Consider the following 17,658-nt stretch of genomic DNA (forward strand, 5'->3'; position numbering starts at 1 on the left):
AAATCGGAGATCAACTCCGTTTCACTCTTTGTCGGTACTATTGTTTTGTTACCTCGTCTCATGCTCTGGATGAGAACAAGAAAAACAATAAGAACCGGTGACAAGCATGTCAGAGCAAAACGTCATTGAGGCGCATACGTCTCAGGACATCCGTCTGAATCAGATATTCAGCAAGGTCACGCTGCGGCTGATCCCTTATATCTTTGTCTGTTATCTCTTTAATTATCTCGACCGTGTGAATGTCGGCTTCGCCAAGCTGAGCATGCTGGACAGCCTCCACATGAGTGAGACGGCCTATGGGCTAGGAGCGGGGATTTTCTTTCTTGGCTACATTGCATGCGGCATTCCCAGCAATCTCATGCTGGCGAAAATCGGCGCCCGACGCTGGCTGGCGCTGATCATGATCGTGTGGGGCTGGCTTTCAACCAGTCTGATGTTCGTTGAAACGACGACCGGATTTTATATCCTGCGTTTCCTGACGGGTGCTGCGGAAGCCGGGTTTTTCCCCGGCATGGTGCTTTACCTCACGCAATGGTTTCCCGCGCAGCGACAGGGCAGGGCGCTCACCCTTTTCATGGCGGCCATTCCGCTCTCCGGTGTGCTGGGAAGTCCTCTCTCTGGTCTCATCATGAACTGGTTCAGGGGCAACAGCCACGGGTTTGAAGCCTGGCAGTGGCTCTTCCTGCTGGAAGGACTGCCAACAGTGCTCCTCGGTATCGGCATGTTTCTGTTCCTGCGTGATTCGGCTGATGAGGTTGCGTGGCTGAATGCAGAAGAAAAAGGGCTGCTGTCGGATACACTCGCTCAGGATCGGCAAAATCGCCCCAGACAGGTCTCGGCCAGATTTTCCGAGGTAGTGCGTAGCCCAGCTATATGGATATTGGGCCTGCTGTATTTCTGCATTCAGAGCAGCGTCTATGCGATCAATTTCTGGCTGCCGACCATCATCAGGAACATCGGTTTTCATGATGTGGGCGTCATTGGATGGGTAAGCGCCATTCCCTATCTGGGAGCCTGTTTTTTCATGATTGCGGCCGGCCGTTCTTCAGACCAACGCCGTGAGCGGCGCTGGCATCTCGCCATTCCGCTTCTTATGGCGGCTTTTGGGCTCGCCTGTTCCGCCGCGTTTCACGACAACGCGCTGATCTCGGTTGCGGGACTGACCATTGCCACGGCAGGAGCATTGAGCGGTCTGCCCCTTTTCTGGCCGCTGAGTAATGGTTTCCTGAGCGCCGAGGCGGCTGCCGGTGGCGTGGCGTTGATCAACTCACTGGGGCAGTTGGCCGGTTTTCTCAGTCCGTATTTCGTGGGCTGGATCAAGGATGCAACTGGCAGAACCGATATGGCTCTCTACGGCCTTGTAGCGTTGGCGCTGCTGGGAGTGATGATCGTTCTGAGGATACCGGCAGAGCGTGTCAGTCGCTGAAAGCAGAGCTTTATCTCTCGGTTTTCTCAACTGACAGCGCCGTCAACAGGGACAGGATCTCTTTGAGGTCGGCTTCACTGAGCCCGGTTTTCTTTGTCAGAGGTCCAGCCTGTGCGAGGGAGGAAAGAGCGGTTCTTTCCTCTGCTCTCAATAACAGACTGGCATCGTTATATTCCAGCCACCAGACGTTGGCGGCTCCCGCAAGTCGCCTGAGCATGAAAAGGATGTCGCCACAGGTTTTGAGATAGTCGGAACGACGCAAGCCTTCCAGACGCGTCTGCTGATACAGAACCTCGGCCTTGGTCGAGAACGTACCAGCCTCACGTCGGGCGTGCTCGATTTCATTCCATGACGCCTTGTCTTCTCTTGCCGCCAGCATGGCGTAACGAAGATTGGCCGAGACGGCCGCCATGATCTGTTGCGCCAGAGAAGGCGCTTTCGCTTCCGGCCAGAGCAGGACACACGCCGCCAGTCCCACCAGACTGCCTATGGTGTTGTTGGCGGCTCGGGACAGCGCGACGTCCCAGCCGTGGGTTGTGCTGACAAGATCGGTGACCAGCACGAAAAGCTGCGTCATGAACATGACACACAGCGTGTAGTTCACGCCTCTTAGCGCAATGGTCACGGCGGCCAGAGGAAAGATAAGCAGCAGGACCACCGGCATGGGCAGGGTGACGCCCATGACAGCCGCAAGCAGACCGCCTGCGACGCTGCCTGCCACACGCTCCAGCGCACGGGGCAATGTCACGTTCACGCTGGGCTGGATGACCACGACCACCGCCATCATCGCCCAGTAGGCGTAGGGCAGGTCGAGCCAGAGAGCGATCGCGTAGGCAATCAGCACCGCGACGGAAAGACGTGCTGCGTGCCTTACGAAGATGGCGGTCGGCCAGTTCTGCGCTTTGGATTGAGACGGACTGGCGGTGATCTGTCCATCCTCGGCTGGCGTTTGCCACGTCTGCTGAAGATCCGTGAGAGCGTCCGCACACAGATGAGCGCACCGGGCAAACAGATCACCATCGCGTGGCCCTACGGTGCGCAGGAAATGGATCTGTCGGGTCAGACACTCAGGCCGGGGTTGGGGGCTGGCAATTTCGCGTGCCGCACGTCTCAGGGTCGCAGCAATTAATCCGGCTGTCCGTCGAGCGATCGGAGGAAGCGGGGCCGTAAAAGCGGCATGCTCGAAGCCCATGGCCGCGACGAAAATCCGGTCACCCGCTTCCACGGTGCGCAGGAGCGTTCCGTGAGTGCGGCTGTTCAGAACGTCAGCCGAGAGCATCTCCACGCGTTTGCGGGCCTGCTCGATCCGGTTGCGGATATCGCGCCTGTAGGAGCTGATCTCATGATAGAGCGCGTCATGATCAAGCGCGTTACGCTCGGAAAGCAGCAGAAGCCGACTGATCATGTTTGCCTGCTCGCGGAAAATCGCGGCACAGGCCTGTCTTTGCGGCACATAAGGATCGACGGGCCAGGCAAAGATGCAGATCAGCGCGGCCCAGACAGAGCCACCAACAAACATGCCTGCGAGATGCACGCCTCCCAGCGGTGTCTGTGGATAGCAGACGGCGACCACCGCGACGATGGCCGCGAGCACACTGATCTGCGTGGCGACCGGTCCGCGCTGACGCGCCAGTCCACAGATGAAAATGCAGATGCCCAGAGCAATGAAGACCGGCACCAGACCATAGCCTGAGGCGACGGAAAGCAGGCCTGTGATCAGTGTGCCGGAAGAGCCGAATTTCAGCAGGGTCGCAAGCCTGAGACGTATCAGACCACCGGGATCAACAAGGCAGGTCCAGAAGGCGGCGAAGGCCGACCAGGCCATGAGCGGTGCATCCAGATACCACGCCAGCAACATCACCGACCCGACAGCCACGCCCGCCCGCAGCCCTTCTCGCACACCAATCTGTTCCGGCGTGATGCTGATTGCGCGCACACCCAGCCAGTGCGTTATGGCGGGAGGCATCATGCCACCTGCCAGTTGCATGGTGAAACGGTTGAAGCGTCGGCAAAGGGGAAGGGCAGTGGTTTTCATCGGACCGAACGCAATATAAAAAAGTGAACTGTCACGATAGTGTGAGGCTGCAACAAACGCGAGAATTATGTGTGACCAGCCCTTCTGGCTGGCCAAAGTGAGGGATCAGAGATCCGTGGTGAACGAGAACTTGAAGGTTCTCGGCAGACCTTCAAGCAGATAGCCATTGAAGGCGGATGACCAGAAGCGCGTGTTGGCAAGATTATCCACGCCAAACCGCAAGGTCAGCGGCTTGCCGTAAGCGGCGAACGTATATCGTGCGGCGAGATCGAAGCGGGTCCAGACGGGCAGGTGGGCCGTGTTCTCTACATTGACCATCTGCTTGCCGGTATTGACCACGCGCCCGATAACCGTCGCGCCTTTCAGGAAGGGCAGGTCATACTCAAGGTTGCCGTTGATCGTATAATTCGGGATTCCAATGGCAGTATGACCGTTATTGGTGCCGCCAGCCGTACGTTTCAGATCGGCATCGATCAGCGTCAGGCCGCCATTGAAACGCAATCCCTTGATGATCTCACCGTTGACGGTGAGTTCCATGCCTCGGTTTCGCTGCACTCCGTTGTCACGGAATATGAGTTCACCTGTGTTGCCATAAGGCTCCGTGTAGGAGTTCGGCTGGGAGATCTGGTAAAATGCCAGCCCGACATTGAACCGTCCAATGTCATATTTTGCACCGACTTCGTACTGGACGCTCTGGTAGGGTGCGAAGATCTGTCCCAGATTGACGACATTCGTACCTGTCGCAGCTGGCCCCTTGGAAAGACCTTCAATCCGGTTGAAGTAAATCGCCGTCTGACGTGTCGGGTGAATGACAAGGCCGACAACAGGTGTAAACGCGCCCTTGTTGTATCCGTCCTGAAGAGAACCGTTTGTTGAATAATTGTAGCTGTTATCGAGAATATTCTGATACCGGAAACCGGCTGTCAGGACGATCCGGTCGTGCCAGAACGTCATCGTGTCGGAAAGATACAGGCTATACAGTTTGGTCCAGTTTGAACGGGTAGGGTCTTTCAGATTGCCACCCGCAAGGTTCTGCTCAGGAGCCGCGAGCTGGGGCGTGTTGTAGAGATTGCTGTTTAGTGGAGCAGCATTGTTATAATACATTGAATAGGCTGTACGGGCTTCTTCCCATAAGGCAGAGCCACCAGCGTTGATTTCATGATGAATGGGCCCCGTATCCACATGGGCCCTGACACCTGCGCGCGTGCTTTCATTGCTCTGCTGATAGGGCACATACATGGCCCCTGCGGTGCCAGCCCCGGTGGCCGCATTGCTTACCGTGAAGGTGGAATAATTTCCCTTCTCGTCGCTGCCCAGTGCTCCGAAAGCGCCATAAACAGTAATGTGTTTCCCGAAGTCATGCTCGATATTCAGTGTGCCGAACAGATAGTTCAGGTCAGCATAGGTCCAGCGCTGACCGAAATTGTGGGATGGCGCCACCGGACGGGGAACCGAGGTCACTCCAGAGCCGAGAAAAACACCGCCGCGGCCATCCTGAACATTCTGGTTCTGATAGGCCATGTTGAGATCAATACGCGTGTTGTCGTCGTGCCAGTCGAATGTGCCGCCAACGACCGCGTCATGCCGTCGCTCATGGTCGATGGAAGTCTGGCCATCCATGCCTGCCGCGTTCAGACGGAACCCGAACGCTTTGTCCTGACCAAAGCGACGACCAAAATCGATAGCGCCGCCGCCCTGCCCATTGCTGGTGTAATCGCCTGTAACGCGATTGAGGTCGGTCTTTTCAGCGTGCTTGAACATCAGGTTGATGTTGCCGCCGATGGATGAACCGCTGGGCGCCGCACCGTTGAGGAACGCACTGGCGCCATTCAGCACCTGAACCTGATCATAAAGCTGAGGCGAAACAAGCTGCCGGGGAACGACGCCATAAAGTCCGTTGATCGAAATATCGTCGCCATTCACGGGAAAACCGCGAATGACGAACATTTCCGAGAAGTTGCCATATCCCATGGTCGTGCGGACGGAAGGATCGTTCTCCAGAACCTGTCCGAGCGTCTGGGACTGCTGGTTGAGAATCAGGCTGGAATTATAGCTGCGGATATTGAACGGGACATCGAGCCCCTTCTTCGTTCCAAGCGCTCCAAGCTGACCGCCGCTGGTCACTTCCATCCGTTCGCGTCGCGCTGCACGGATGACAATGTTTTCGGTTTTGTCGGCTTCAACAGATGGTTTCGCACTGGCCGCCCCAGCAAGAGGCTTTCCCGGTTGAGCCTTTGTCGCAGGCTCTGCCGCGAGACTGACCGGGATAAAACTGCATGAGGCTAGCAGCAGGGATAGCAAGCGGGATGCGGACTTTGCAGCCATGAGATGAAGCGTCCTGATGTACGGAAAACGGCTCCTTCGGGCGCATCGACCCGGGAATGGGTGTGTTGTTAATGATAATATGTCGCAATTGCAAGTGGCTATTATGATTAAATACATGACACGCGATGTCTGGATATCCGCGAATTTTGGCTGGTATATAGGAAAGCAAATGATTGTTTTCGCGGAAGTATTGCCCGCAGGACATCAAAAATGGCAGTAGCCATCCCGTCTGTCAGTTTCCTTCCTGCAAATGGACGGATGGTGCGGGAGTAGACAATCCGGCACGCCCCTTACGCCGGTGAACCGGCTGGCTCTTTCCTGCGCCATGCCAGAAGACACACAATTTGCAGGCACACAGCCCCAAGCGGCAGCCAGATAAACCCGGCCGTCACCCACGATAACAACTCGCGGGGCTGCGTGGTTCCATCCGCAACGTAATGTCCCCATGACAGAAACTGCGCCAGCACAAATCCGGTTATGCCCATTGCCAGTTTCGTGACCCATGTGTTGATCGAATATGCCAGCCCCGCCGAGCCTGTGGAGGTGAGGGGATCACCATCATCAACAGCTTCTGCCAGCAGTGTATAATAAAGCGGCGACATCGTGCCTTGCGCCAGAGCCAGAAGGGCTGCGGACAGGACAAATCCTGTCATCGATGCGCCCGCCAGAGCCATTATGAGATAGGCGACAATCTGGCCAGCGAGACACACAATCCCTGCACGCACAGCGCCCAGACGTTTGGCGAGCGGAACACAGGCAGGCACAATCGCAAACAGCAGAATGGTGATGCCGGTAATGATATTCGCGCCCGTCTGCTCCGTTCCCCCAAGAATGGCGCGTGCATAATACAGGGCAAATCCGAAAAGCGCCGCCTGCCCAACGAAATAGAAAAACGCGAGAAGATTGCTCAGCACCCAGGCGCGGTTTCTGCAGAGATGGCACAGCGTGACCACGAGGTTCTGTCGAACAGGTGCGGGGGGATGTCGAACAGTGCAGCCTCGTGCGACGCAAAACCACAAAATGCTGCCCAGCACTGACAGGATCAGAACATAGAGCGCCATTCCATAACGATGCTGTGCCGGACTTGCTCCTCCGCCAAGCCAGCTAATGGCGGGAATGGTGGCGAGCGCTACAAACAGCGATCCGGCCTGACACCCCATCATGCGAAATGCATTAAGGCTGGTTCGGTCAGTTTCAGAACGACTGATCATGACGGCCAGCGCGCCATAGGGTGTGTTGATGCAGGAGTAGATCGCTCCGAACACGATATAGGTCAGTCCCGCCCACAGAACTTTACCTGTGGGAGAAAGCGGCAGGGCCAGAAAGCAGAAAAAGCCGGTGATACCAAAAGGAATGGCAAGGCTCTGGATCAGACGCGGCACAATCCGTCCGCCCATGCGATCGACAAAGTAACCAATGGCCGGGTCGCAGAAGGCATCAACAATACGGGCGACAAGCAGTATCCACGAGACGGCGACAAGCGGAAGACCGTAAATATCCGTGTAATAATACATCAGATAGGATGAGGTCATGCCCCACATCATGTTAGATGAGACATCACCACAGCCGTAGGCTGCTTTTTCTTTCAGAGAAAGCGCCTGTTGTGACGGCATGTTTTCGTTTCCCTGACAGTACTTAAGTGAATCAGACGCTATCATGGGGCAGGGAAGTAGCAAAAGCTTTAAGGGATGCAGTTTTTTGAAAAGAAGGTAGCTGCCTGTTTGCCGCTGTTTCCCATTTCAGGCTCAGGAACGTCATTGTCACGATTACAAGCGTATAGAGTTCGACATCAATGAAGGCGAAGTAATGGCCAAGTATGAAGCGGCCGAAAGAACTGGAACGAAAACTGTCGAGCGCAGGTGTATATAGCAGCTTGAGACATTTTGTCGCATAAAACAATGACTGTTGCGAGGATGGCATTTCGGAGAGGGTTTCTCTGTCGGGACAGGAGGGTGACGATGCACCAGATCATTGTTCCCCATAACCAAGAGCCACCCCATTTTGCGATGATGAGGAGCAGTAGAAACAGAATGTGACGACGTAGGGTGAAGCATTGGCAAAACTGTCTTCACATGAGATGGCCATGTTCATAATTAGGTTGAAACGATGTATTTAAATAAAAATCATCGTTTAATATGTTAAATAAAAAAATTATTTCCCTCATATTGCATTATTGAGGCAATGTCTTTCGAGCATAACTAATTTCAAAGCCGTCAGGAACAGGTTTAAACGGCTTTTCTGGAGATCGATAACTGCTCTGAAATCGGCGGAGGCTTTCGATGTTGATCTGTCCAAGAACACAGTAATCAGCAATTCCTCCTTTGACTCGAAGAACATCTCGCTTCCAATTTTCTTTAAATGGCGCACGTATGCGACTATCACCATATTGTCTATCATTACACTGAATAATATATGCATGCATATCAAGTGCAGCCGATTCAACGAGGGCATTAAAAGTTTCAGTATCTTGGTTCCATTCAGGAACAAACAATGCATCAATCTTACCTCTTAGATATGATCTATATTTAATATTTGTAAGCTCGCTACAAATTAAAATAGAAAATCTTAAATTTCCATGCTGAATGATGGGCGGCTTTTTCCATTTTAGTTCTGGACTCATTTCGAGATTATTTAGTCTTCGAAGTTCAGACTCTTCGTGTAAGGCTGGATTCTGCTTATCTTGCCGATATATCATAAGCGAAGGAAAACCCAAGCCATCATGCAACAGCGAGGACCAAACTTGATTTCGAACTTTAGATTTTTTTGTATGTAAGTATTCTATACCAGTTATCAGAGAAATACCTTTTCCTTGTAGTTTCCGTGCAATACGAATAAACCAATGCGCAGGCAATGAAAGTTCTGGCATAATTAGATACCTACTTTCTTGAGATTCTGAAATTATTTTGTTGAGTAGTCTATTTAATCGTGCATATCTTCTCGTATCAGGATCGGGCTGATTCATTACTGCAGCGGTCCAACTATTAAAATCAGTCTGCCAACTTGATACGGCTATGACGTAGTTTAACGATGTCTCTTTATTTGTAACTTGGAGAACTCCATTTTTATCGAAATAGGGAGTGCTTCCATTAAAAGAAAACCCACGGATAGCTAACGTAACAGTCCGCAATAAATCAATACCTTTTTTGGTATAATTTTCTCTATTTATAATAAATATCTCACCTATACTAAATGGTCTGGTTGAAAAGATGAAACCATATGGTAGGCCTTTAAGTTTAGTCCATCTAGATAGAATTTTTACACCTGAAACTATATTGCTATTTAATAATTCTTCTGGATGATCCCATGATGTGATCGCTTTTTTTGAAAGTGCGCTGCTCTGCAAGATCATCTCTTTTGGTAAACCCAGAAAACGGAATGGGAGATGAGCAAGGTCACAAGAAAAGAGTTTTTTCTGTTTTGTTTGAAATTCTTTTTTAGAACGAGGCCAATTTAGAAAAATGCCAGAAACAGATGATGGATGGTATTCTGACATGAAATTTTTCCATTCTTGTTTTCCAGATTGTGAGAGTGTTGTCGGAATTGCTGCAGAAATACTTTCTTGAATTGTACTAAAAACTTGCTTTTCCCATTTCAAAATTATCTCATCCTGAGAAAGGTTAGTGTTAGGATGGCATGCTTTTATAATAGCAAAGCAACTCTTTTTGACCGATAAGCACAGCTTCTCAAGTGCATTAATGATTTTTCTAATATACGCGAAATCTTCGCAAGCAGCAGCTAATTTTATCACGCGTGGAAGATAAATCTCTAAGTCAAAAAACTTAGGTAATACAATAACATGCTGTATAAATGCTTGAAAAAAAGCATGTCTATGTTGTTGCCATGCTTGCGGGTGTAAATCTCGCTCATAAGCCTCAAGATCACGTAATTTAATTGCGAAAACGGCGCGTCTCATAGTTAATGCATCGGTCTTCCTTAGATTGTCTGCAGCTTCACCATCATTCTGAGTCGCTGACAATAAATCAGTCCCTACTTGGGAGGATGAATGTGGTAACCAAGGCATTGCACGCCATTCACTGGTTCGCTCATGTATTTGATGAATAATAGAATTGACAAGTGCTTTTCCATTTTCACCAGATAATAAGAATATTTTATTTTTTTTATTTGAAAATTTAATTTTACTTTTCTGTCTAGGCTTATCTAGATAATTTGGTTTGTAAATTATTTCATTATTTTGATGGTTGTTCCATGCAAGAATATTCCCTGATCTACTGAATATCCACTCCCAAATCTCATTTGGCGAACGAAAATTTGAAGTATTTTCCATAACTAGCATAATATCGTCAACATAGCGTCCATAATGTAATGGAACAATTTGACGTTCGATAATCCTATCTAATTCGAGCAATGCAACATTTGCGACTACAGCAGATGCTGGTAGTCCAACAGGCAGGCCTTTTTTCAATGGTGTATTGGCTGCCCAAGCGTGCAATCCATTAACAAATAAACGATTGAGTTTTTCTTGTGTCGACGATAACTCGATATTTAATATTTTATTATAAAAATCAGAATCAAGCATAAATTTTGGATTAAGATTATGATAAAATGAATTTATATCTGCTGTAATGGCAATGATTTCTTTGTTGTTTTGCAATGCATATTGCATTGCAGCAATACCAGTATCGCGCCAGTCTCTAAATGGTTTTAAATATGGTAAGAATGATCCTAAAGAGAGGAGATTTAATTCATTTCCACTTTTCTTTCGCCGCAAGCGATTACCATAGGCGCTGGATGTGAGTTTGCTATCAAATAAATGTCCAACTTTTATTATCCAAAGGGCGGATAAAACATGAAAATCTAAACTGCATTGTGCCATGACGCGAAACTCGGCCTTAGGTTTCTCTGCATTCTCTTTGGTAGCAAGAGTTTCACAAAACTGTTTCCAGTTATCCGAAGGAGAAGAAAAAATTAGATTAGATTTATAACCTTCTTGATTATCAAGAAGGGAAGCCGGGCTGATGGATTTCGCAGATAAAGTCCATTCACCATAAAAATTTTGCGAAGATACCCATGTTTCATCTAATCCATTAATTTTTTCTAATAACATTAGAAGGTTTTTATATAGATTTTCTTCGTATAAAGCTATCAATTCTAACGATGGATGAGAGGAATAAAAAAGATCTACTTTCGCTTTTCGATAAGCTAGAATTAAATCTGATAGTTCTATCATGACTATATGTTCCATTTAATTAAAAAAGTTCCTTTTTAAGGAGATTCTTCTTTTTGTAACTTTTATTTGAGATTATGACAAGATCACGACAATATGCTCCATGTGACTGTGATTTATAATTCATCAATATGATGCAGATATTGAAATCGAGAAGTATATTCGCCATCAAAGTGTGTCTAGAACCTTTTTCATGCCTCAACTAAGGTAGAAACCACTCACCGAACCCTCTCCAGCCTCAACCGCCCGCGCTCATCCGTCAGATGCAGGCACGTCAGCACCGCCGCTAGCGTAGCCCCGGCGAGGTTTCCGAAAATGACAAGGCTCATCAGCACAATCTGGTAGCGGGAGGCGGCGACAGGGCTCATCCCGGCAAGCAACTGTCCGGTCATGATGCCGGGAAGCGTAACAAGTCCGGCTGCCGACATCTGGTTCAGTGTCGGGATCAGCGCCGTGCGGAGCGCCTTGCGGATGGGGTCTTCCAGCGCCTTCAGGCGTGTCGCGCCGAGCAGGATGCGGGCTTCGATAGCCGAGCGATCCCGTGTCACGGCGGTCAGCAGACTGTTCAGGGTGAGACTGGTGGCGTTCATCACGTTGCCGATAATCAGCCCCGCCATGGGAATGGTAGCCCGTGCGGCGAACAGTGGGTGAGGGCGCAGGCTGGTGAGGAAGCCCATCGATGTCGCCAGAGCCGCGCCGAAAAGGATCGAAGCGCCAGCAATGCCGTAATGCCAGCGTGACACCATGCGTGATGTCTGACGGTTTCCTGCCTCGAAGGTTCCCGCGCACAGGATTACGGCGAGCACGGCGAATGTCAGGAACAGCGACGTCTGCCCAAACACAAACAGCAGCACATTGCCGATCAGCAGCAACTGCACCGACATGCGCAGCGCCGCGATGACAATGGACCGGCCCGTTTTCAGAGCCAGTATTTGCGAGGCAACCGCACAGGCGAGGATAAGGCAAGCCGCAATAGCAAGGTCAAAGGGCGTGATAAGGGCAGGGGCCATGCGTCAGGCTACCTCTTCCAGCCGACCATCCCGCAGGATGGCGCGCCGGTCGGCCAGACGTTCAACCTGAGCGGCATTATGCGACACCAGAACAATGATCCGGCCCTCGTTTTTCTGGCGTGTGATCAGGTCTTCGACCAATGAAGTGGATTGAGGATCAAGGGCGGAAGTCGGCTCATCCAGAAGCAGAACCTGTGGGTCGTGTAAAAGCCCCCTGACAAGAGCCAGTCTCTGTCGCTCACCGGTTGAGAGACCACGAAGCTCGGCAGTCAGCATCCGTTCAGGCAGGCCGACTGCTGAAATGAGAGCCCGGGCCTGCGGGGTGCCCGCAATATGGTCGCTGACGTGCTCGCTCCACCATCCCGGTTCCGCCGGAAAGTAGGCGACACGCTGCCGCCAGACATGGCCGGCCATGCTCAGGGAGTTTTCACCATCCAGAGTGAGTGTGCCGGTATGCGGGTCAAGGTCCGCGACCAGACGCAGCAACAGGGATTTGCCGCTACCTGATGCGCCAGTGATGGCCAGGCACTCGCCGTGCGCGACATGAAAGGTGACCGGACCGACCCGTTCAGACCTGAGTTTATCAGCAATAAGGCCGGTATTTTTGCTCATGAATGACTTTTAGCGAAACGGCGGGAAGGCCGCAATTCCGCTGAAAATGCTGTGTTTTTATGTGAACAATCCATAAGATACAAAAGTTTAATATCGTGAAATTGACGAAAATCATGGAGCCGACCGTCGAGTTGCGTGCTTGTTGCGCTCGCAGGTCAAACATCTGCTGTTCACATCTGCCTTCAGGGGAGAACGCACATGGCACGCGTAGCAGGAAAAGTAGCGATTATCAGTGGTGCGGCTTCGGGCATCGGCAAGGCGACCGCCATGCTTCTGGCAAAGGAAGGCGCGTCTGTTGTTATCGGCGACCTGAAAGAGGAAGACGGTCAGAAGGCCGTTGCGGAAATCGAGGCGGCAGGCGGCAAGGCGCTGTTCGTCAAGCTCGACGTCAGCAAGGAAGCTGACTGGAAAGCGGCGATCGACGCAACGATCGCAAAATTCGGAAAACTGGATATTGCCGTCAACAATGCGGGCATCGCTTACACGGGCACCGTGGAGAGCACCGATCTCGCGCATTGGCAGCGTGTGATTTCAATCAACCTCGACGGTGTGTTCCTCGGCACGAAATACGCCATTGAAGGCATGCGCAAGCATGGCAAGGGCGGGTCGATCGTCAACCTGTCCTCGATCGAGGGACTGGTCGGTGATCCGACGCTGGCCGCCTACAACGCCAGCAAGGGCGGTGTGCGCCTGTTCACCAAATCATCCGCGCTGCACTGCGCCAAATCCGGCTATGCGATCCGCGTAAACTCGGTGCATCCGGGTTATATCTGGACGCCGATGGTGGCTGGTCTCACCAATGAGCAAGCTGAAGCCAGACAGAAGCTGGTGGATCTGCATCCGCTCGGTCATCTTGGTGAGCCGGACGATATTGCTTACGGCATTCTCTACCTCGCATCCGATGAATCCAAGTTCATGACGGGGAGCGAACTGGTGATCGACGGTGGTTACACCGCTCAGTAACGAGCAGATCTGACGCCCGCTGTGTCGTAGCATCAGCGGGCGTTAATCTCGTCAGAAAATGAATTAGCCGACTTCCAGTGTTGTCACATTGAATGACGACAGCATGTGCGGACCAAACGACGTGGAAATCGCCACGTCAGCCGCATCGCGCCCTCGTGCAATGACAATCCGACCGATACGCGGCTCATTGTGACGCGCATCCTGCGTGTACCAGCTCCCATCCATCCACACCTCGAACCACGCCGAAAAATCCATTGGATCGGGTAAAAGCGGCACACCGATATCGCCCAGATAGCCTGTGCAGTAGCGGGCCGGAATGTTCATGCAGCGGCAGAGCGTGACAGCCAGATGCGCGAAATCACGGCAGACGCCCGTGCCTTCACTCCATCCTTCCCATGCTGTGCGTGTGCAGCGGGCATTGGCGTAATTGAATTTGATGTGATTGTGCACATAATCGACAATGGCCTGTACACGCCCCCAGCCGGGAGCAATATGCCCGAACATGGACCATGCGAATTCCGACAGCACATCCGTCTCACAGTAGCGGCTGCCCAACAGGAAAACGAGCAGATCGGAGGGCAGGTATTCCACGGGGGTCTGCTCTACGCCCCATCCCTGTTTTTCCGGCAGGCCGCTGTCATAAATCGTAAAGTCAACCCATGTACGGAACCGTCCTGCGGGCGCAAGGAGGCGTGTGCAACGGTTACCAAACCCGTCGATATAGCGCTGTACCGGGACGAAGGGATCGATTGAGGCTCGCTGAGGTGTCAGCAGATCATTTTCCCGCTCCGGACGAATATCGAGCATCAGAACCAGAGGCGTTGGCGCAGGAAAGTCTATGGAAATGTCGTATCCGGCTCTGATTTCCATGAATTCTCTTTCCTTTTCGGGTCGTAACAAATGCAGCAATGGTGTTTCTAGCAACAGCAGACACGATCCTAGTCTGTAACGATCTTCAGGTGCTACAGTTCTCTTGAAGAAATTACTGTCTGCCCTTGAAGAAAGGCATGGCTTGTGTGAGTCCGGACAGCCAACCGTCCCAACCCGGGTATGAAAAATCGATGACCGATAACCGTTCCCAGCTTTCTTCCTCGTCATTTCTGACGCCCGAAGATCCGTCACCTGTGATCGTGCATGGAGGAACCGATCCCCGGTCGCCTTTGCTGCTTGTCAGTGACCATGCGGGACAGGCCATTCCGTCTGTTCTGGGAGATCTGGGTGTGCCGGAAGAGGAGCGGGCCAGACATATTGGCTGGGATATCGGCATTGACGGGGTGGGGCGGACGCTGGCCGATCTGACCGGTGCCTTGTTGATCGAGCAGAGCTATTCACGGCTTGTAATCGACTGCAACCGTGCGCCGGGCCATGAGACCGCCATCGTGACCATTAGTGACGGGACACCTGTGCCAGCCAATCAGAATGTGAGCGCGACGGAAGCCGCACTTCGCACACAGGCCATCTTTGATCCCTATCACACCCGTATCGGTGAGGAACTGGATCGGCGTGAAGATGAAGGCATCGAGACTTTTCTGATCGCCCTGCATAGTTTCACGCCAGAGATGCAGAATTTCAGACGGCCTTGGCACTGCGGCGTGCTGCATAATCATGACCCGCGTTTCGGACGGATCATCATCGACTGTCTGAGCGAGGAAGGTCTGACCGTCGGAGACAATGAGCCCTACGAACTGACGGACACGAGCGATTACACGGTTCCTGTGCATGGGGAGCGTCGCAAGATCCCTCATGTGGAGATCGAAATCCGGCAGGATCTGATCACGGCTGAACCCGGTCAGAAGGAATGGGCGGAGCGGCTCGCTCGCATTCTGCCTGAAGCCATGAAGCGCTATCATGAGCAGTATGGCAGCCACCCCACCACGGAAGCAGAGTAATGAGTGAGTTCCGCATTACCGGCAAAGCGAAACTGGCCGGTGTGATCGGTCACCCGGTGACGCATTCCCTGTCACCCGTGCTGCATAATTACTGGCTTGCCCGCAAGGAAATTGACGGTGCCTATGTGCCGCTGTCCGTCGCTCCGGACGTCTTTGTCACAGCCGTCAAAGGCTTGCAGGCATCGGGCTTCAGGGGTGCCAACGTCACCATTCCTCATAAGGAAGCGGCTTTCGCCATCGCTGACGAGGTGGACCCAATGGCCCGCATCGCAGGGTCGGTCAACACGCTGGTGTTCCGTGAGGATGGCACCATCCACGGCTCCTCCACAGATGGGTTTGGCTATATTGCGAACCTTGAAGCGGACGGAATTGATGTGACGGCGTTGGCCAACCGGGGACCGGCGCTGCTGCTCGGAGCGGGCGGGGCTGCGCGTTCCATCGCGACAAGCCTGCTGGAGAAAGGCTTTCAGGTCATTTTCTCCAATCGGACTGCCGAGCGTGCCGATGGGCTCGCAAACGAACTCGACGCGGCATGGCGGCGCCATTTCCCGAAAGGTGATGCGCCCCGGCTTTCCACTGTCGCGTGGGATAAGTGGGAAGAGCAGCTGAGCGAGTTGGCGTTGGTGGTGAACACTACCTCGCTGGGGATGCAGGGCGGCCCCGCTCCAGACTGGACGCCGGATCTCAGTAGGGCGTCCAGTCATCTGGTCGTCTCGGACATCGTGTATGTCCCGCAGGAAACGCTATTTCTTAAAGCGGCCAAAGAACGGGGACTGACAACATCAGGCGGGTTGGGGATGCTGCTGCATCAGGCACGTCCTGGCTTCAAGGCATGGTTCGGCGCAGACACAGAGGTCGATGAAGCCACGGCCGCGTATATTCGCGCCGCTCTGAACAAACGCTGATTCCCATGAAAGTCCTGGGTCTTACTGGCGGAATTGGCATGGGCAAGACGACGGTGGCCCGTATGCTCAGTCGCGCCGGTTTCCCGGTTTTTGATTCAGACGCCACCGTGCATCGTCTTCAGGGGCCGGGTGGCGCAGCCGTTCTTCCGATTGGAAAGCTCATTCCGGCTGCGTTGTTGAAAAACGCGCATGGTCAGCTTTCACTGGATCGGCTGGAACTCAGAAAAGCTGTGATGGCGCACCCTGATCTGATCAAGCAGCTTGAGAAAATCATTCATCCTCTGGTGTTTGCAGCCCGTGATCGGTTTTTCAAACGATGTCGTCGTCGGGGAGCGGACTGGGTCGTCATTGATGTTCCTCTGCTGTTCGAGACAGGCGGAGAAAAACATTGTGACAAGGTCGCTGTCGTTTCAGCGCCACGCCGTACGCAGGTCGCCCGGATTGCCCGCAGACGAGGCATGACACCTGCGGAGGCGCAGAGAATGATCGCCCGACAAATGCCAGACCACGAAAAACGGCGGCGTGCGGATGTGGTAATTCGCACAGGACTGTCGATGGCTGATACAAGGCGCGAGGTGAGGGCACTGATCAGGGAAATGCGCGCATGAAACGCTCGGTTCTGTTCGATACGGAAACTACGGGGCTTGAGCCGACCAAAGGCGACCGTGTGATTGAAATCGCGGCGCTTGAACTGTTAGGCGATCTGCCGACCGGCAAGGCGTTTCATGTGCTGATCGACCCGGAGCGCGATATTCCGGAAGAGGCATCCCGTGTGCATGGCTTCACGCGGTCCGATCTGGAGGGGAAGCCGAAATTTGCCGCTATTGCCGATGATTTTCTGGAATTCATTGGTGATGATGAGCTGATTGCCCACAACGCAAGCTTCGATTTCGGGTTTATCAACGCCGAGATGGAGCGTGCTGGCAGACCGCCTCTCGATCCCTCACGCAAGGTCGATACGCTGGAACTGGCGCGGGAACGCTTCCCCGGCATGCCCAACAGTCTCGATGCGCTGTGTCGCCGGTATGGCATCGACCTGTCAGAGCGCACGACCCATAACGCTCTGCTCGACTGCAAACTGCTGGCCGATGTCTATGTCGAACTCATGGGCGGTCGTCAGCATGGGCTGGGACTGGGCGGAGAGGACGGCAATGACTCACCGGTTGCACGTTACACGGGACCGGGACCGGGAACGAGAACGCCCGTTCTGATACAGCCGAGTGCAGAGACACTGGCGGCCCATGCTGCTTTTGTTGGAAAACTGTCTGATCCTGTCTGGACTGCAGGCGAGAAAACGGATGCCTGATC

Annotated in this window: 13 protein-coding genes; 6 read left to right on the plus strand and 7 right to left on the minus strand. The window is 52.7% G+C overall.

The window, feature by feature from the left end; translation table 11 throughout:
- Positions 1–106 precede the first annotated feature (106 nt).
- Positions 107–1,426, plus strand: coding sequence for an MFS transporter (locus EMQ_RS02070; RefSeq protein ID WP_010668550.1), 1,320 nt, complete (start codon positions 107–109; stop codon positions 1,424–1,426).
- 10 nt (positions 1,427–1,436) lie between these two features.
- On the opposite strand, the gene EMQ_RS02075 is transcribed toward EMQ_RS02070, so the two are convergent.
- The 6 genes from EMQ_RS02075 to EMQ_RS02100 form a co-directional block, all read right to left on the minus strand.
- A complete protein-coding gene (locus EMQ_RS02075; RefSeq protein ID WP_132012038.1) occupies positions 1,437–3,461 on the minus strand; it encodes an FUSC family protein in 2,025 nt (674 codons plus the stop codon).
- Positions 3,462–3,566: 105 nt separating this feature from the next.
- Positions 3,567–5,786 (minus strand): TonB-dependent receptor, encoded by a 2,220-nt coding sequence (locus EMQ_RS02080; protein ID WP_018308537.1) that lies wholly within the window; start codon positions 5,784–5,786, stop codon positions 3,567–3,569.
- Between the two features lie 290 nt (positions 5,787–6,076).
- Entirely contained in the window at positions 6,077–7,399 is a 1,323-nt protein-coding gene (locus tag EMQ_RS02085) for an MFS transporter (RefSeq protein WP_010668350.1), read from the minus strand.
- A gap of 557 nt (positions 7,400–7,956) precedes the next feature.
- Positions 7,957–10,974: an RNA-directed DNA polymerase gene (locus tag EMQ_RS02090; protein ID WP_081617528.1), complete on the minus strand. Its 3,018-nt coding sequence runs from the start codon at positions 10,972–10,974 to the stop codon at positions 7,957–7,959.
- 215 nt (positions 10,975–11,189) lie between these two features.
- A complete protein-coding gene (locus tag EMQ_RS02095) occupies positions 11,190–11,981 on the minus strand; it encodes an ABC transporter permease (protein ID WP_018308535.1) in 792 nt (263 codons plus the stop codon).
- A 3-nt stretch (positions 11,982–11,984) separates the two neighbouring features.
- Positions 11,985–12,593, minus strand: coding sequence for an ABC transporter ATP-binding protein (locus tag EMQ_RS02100; protein ID WP_010667568.1), 609 nt, complete (start codon positions 12,591–12,593; stop codon positions 11,985–11,987).
- A gap of 198 nt (positions 12,594–12,791) precedes the next feature.
- Here EMQ_RS02100 and EMQ_RS02105 point away from each other — a divergent pair, with 198 nt between their 5' ends.
- Positions 12,792–13,556, plus strand: a complete 765-nt coding sequence (locus EMQ_RS02105; RefSeq protein WP_010667569.1) for a glucose 1-dehydrogenase — start codon at positions 12,792–12,794, stop codon at positions 13,554–13,556.
- A gap of 63 nt (positions 13,557–13,619) precedes the next feature.
- Here EMQ_RS02105 and EMQ_RS02110 read toward each other — a convergent pair whose 3' ends face one another.
- Positions 13,620–14,426, minus strand: a complete 807-nt coding sequence (locus tag EMQ_RS02110; protein WP_010667570.1) for a transglutaminase-like domain-containing protein — start codon at positions 14,424–14,426, stop codon at positions 13,620–13,622.
- 191 nt (positions 14,427–14,617) lie between these two features.
- Here EMQ_RS02110 and EMQ_RS02115 point away from each other — a divergent pair, with 191 nt between their 5' ends.
- From EMQ_RS02115 to dnaQ, 4 genes are read left to right on the plus strand one after another with little or no spacing between them, the layout of a single operon-like run.
- A complete protein-coding gene (locus EMQ_RS02115; RefSeq protein ID WP_010667571.1) occupies positions 14,618–15,445 on the plus strand; it encodes an N-formylglutamate amidohydrolase in 828 nt (275 codons plus the stop codon).
- Positions 15,445–16,350: a shikimate dehydrogenase gene (locus EMQ_RS02120; protein WP_010667572.1), complete on the plus strand. Its 906-nt coding sequence runs from the start codon at positions 15,445–15,447 to the stop codon at positions 16,348–16,350. Before EMQ_RS02115 ends, EMQ_RS02120 begins: the two co-directional genes overlap by 1 nt.
- 5 nt (positions 16,351–16,355) lie before the next feature.
- The gene (coaE, locus tag EMQ_RS02125; protein WP_010667573.1) at positions 16,356–16,958 is read left to right on the plus strand and encodes a dephospho-CoA kinase; all 603 of its coding nucleotides are present in this window, start codon (positions 16,356–16,358) and stop codon (positions 16,956–16,958) included.
- Positions 16,955–17,656, plus strand: a complete 702-nt coding sequence (gene dnaQ / locus EMQ_RS02130) for a DNA polymerase III subunit epsilon (RefSeq protein ID WP_010667574.1) — start codon at positions 16,955–16,957, stop codon at positions 17,654–17,656. Before coaE ends, dnaQ begins: the two co-directional genes overlap by 4 nt.
- The last annotated feature ends 2 nt before the right edge of the window (positions 17,657–17,658 follow it).

Source organism: Acetobacter aceti NBRC 14818 (genome assembly GCF_000193495.2).
In the GTDB taxonomy this organism is placed as follows: Bacteria; Pseudomonadota; Alphaproteobacteria; order Acetobacterales; family Acetobacteraceae; genus Acetobacter; species Acetobacter aceti.

What these genes read in the sequence shown, in the direction of transcription:
- EMQ_RS02115 (WP_010667571.1), top strand. Translation starts at nt 14,618, where the DNA reads ATGACCGATAACCGTTCCCAGCTTTCTTCCTCGTCATTTCTGACGCCC.
- coaE (WP_010667573.1), top strand. Translation starts at nt 16,356, where the DNA reads ATGAAAGTCCTGGGTCTTACTGGCGGAATTGGCATGGGCAAGACGACG.
- EMQ_RS02070 (WP_010668550.1), top strand. Translation starts at nt 107, where the DNA reads ATGTCAGAGCAAAACGTCATTGAGGCGCATACGTCTCAGGACATCCGT.
- EMQ_RS02100 (WP_010667568.1), bottom strand. Translation starts at nt 12,593, where the DNA reads ATGAGCAAAAATACCGGCCTTATTGCTGATAAACTCAGGTCTGAACGG.
- EMQ_RS02090 (WP_081617528.1), bottom strand. Translation starts at nt 10,974, where the DNA reads ATGATAGAACTATCAGATTTAATTCTAGCTTATCGAAAAGCGAAAGTA.
- EMQ_RS02075 (WP_132012038.1), bottom strand. Translation starts at nt 3,461, where the DNA reads ATGAAAACCACTGCCCTTCCCCTTTGCCGACGCTTCAACCGTTTCACC.
- EMQ_RS02105 (WP_010667569.1), top strand. Translation starts at nt 12,792, where the DNA reads ATGGCACGCGTAGCAGGAAAAGTAGCGATTATCAGTGGTGCGGCTTCG.
- EMQ_RS02080 (WP_018308537.1), bottom strand. Translation starts at nt 5,786, where the DNA reads ATGGCTGCAAAGTCCGCATCCCGCTTGCTATCCCTGCTGCTAGCCTCA.
- EMQ_RS02120 (WP_010667572.1), top strand. Translation starts at nt 15,445, where the DNA reads ATGAGTGAGTTCCGCATTACCGGCAAAGCGAAACTGGCCGGTGTGATC.
- EMQ_RS02110 (WP_010667570.1), bottom strand. Translation starts at nt 14,426, where the DNA reads ATGGAAATCAGAGCCGGATACGACATTTCCATAGACTTTCCTGCGCCA.
- EMQ_RS02095 (WP_018308535.1), bottom strand. Translation starts at nt 11,981, where the DNA reads ATGGCCCCTGCCCTTATCACGCCCTTTGACCTTGCTATTGCGGCTTGC.
- EMQ_RS02085 (WP_010668350.1), bottom strand. Translation starts at nt 7,399, where the DNA reads ATGCCGTCACAACAGGCGCTTTCTCTGAAAGAAAAAGCAGCCTACGGC.
- dnaQ (WP_010667574.1), top strand. Translation starts at nt 16,955, where the DNA reads ATGAAACGCTCGGTTCTGTTCGATACGGAAACTACGGGGCTTGAGCCG.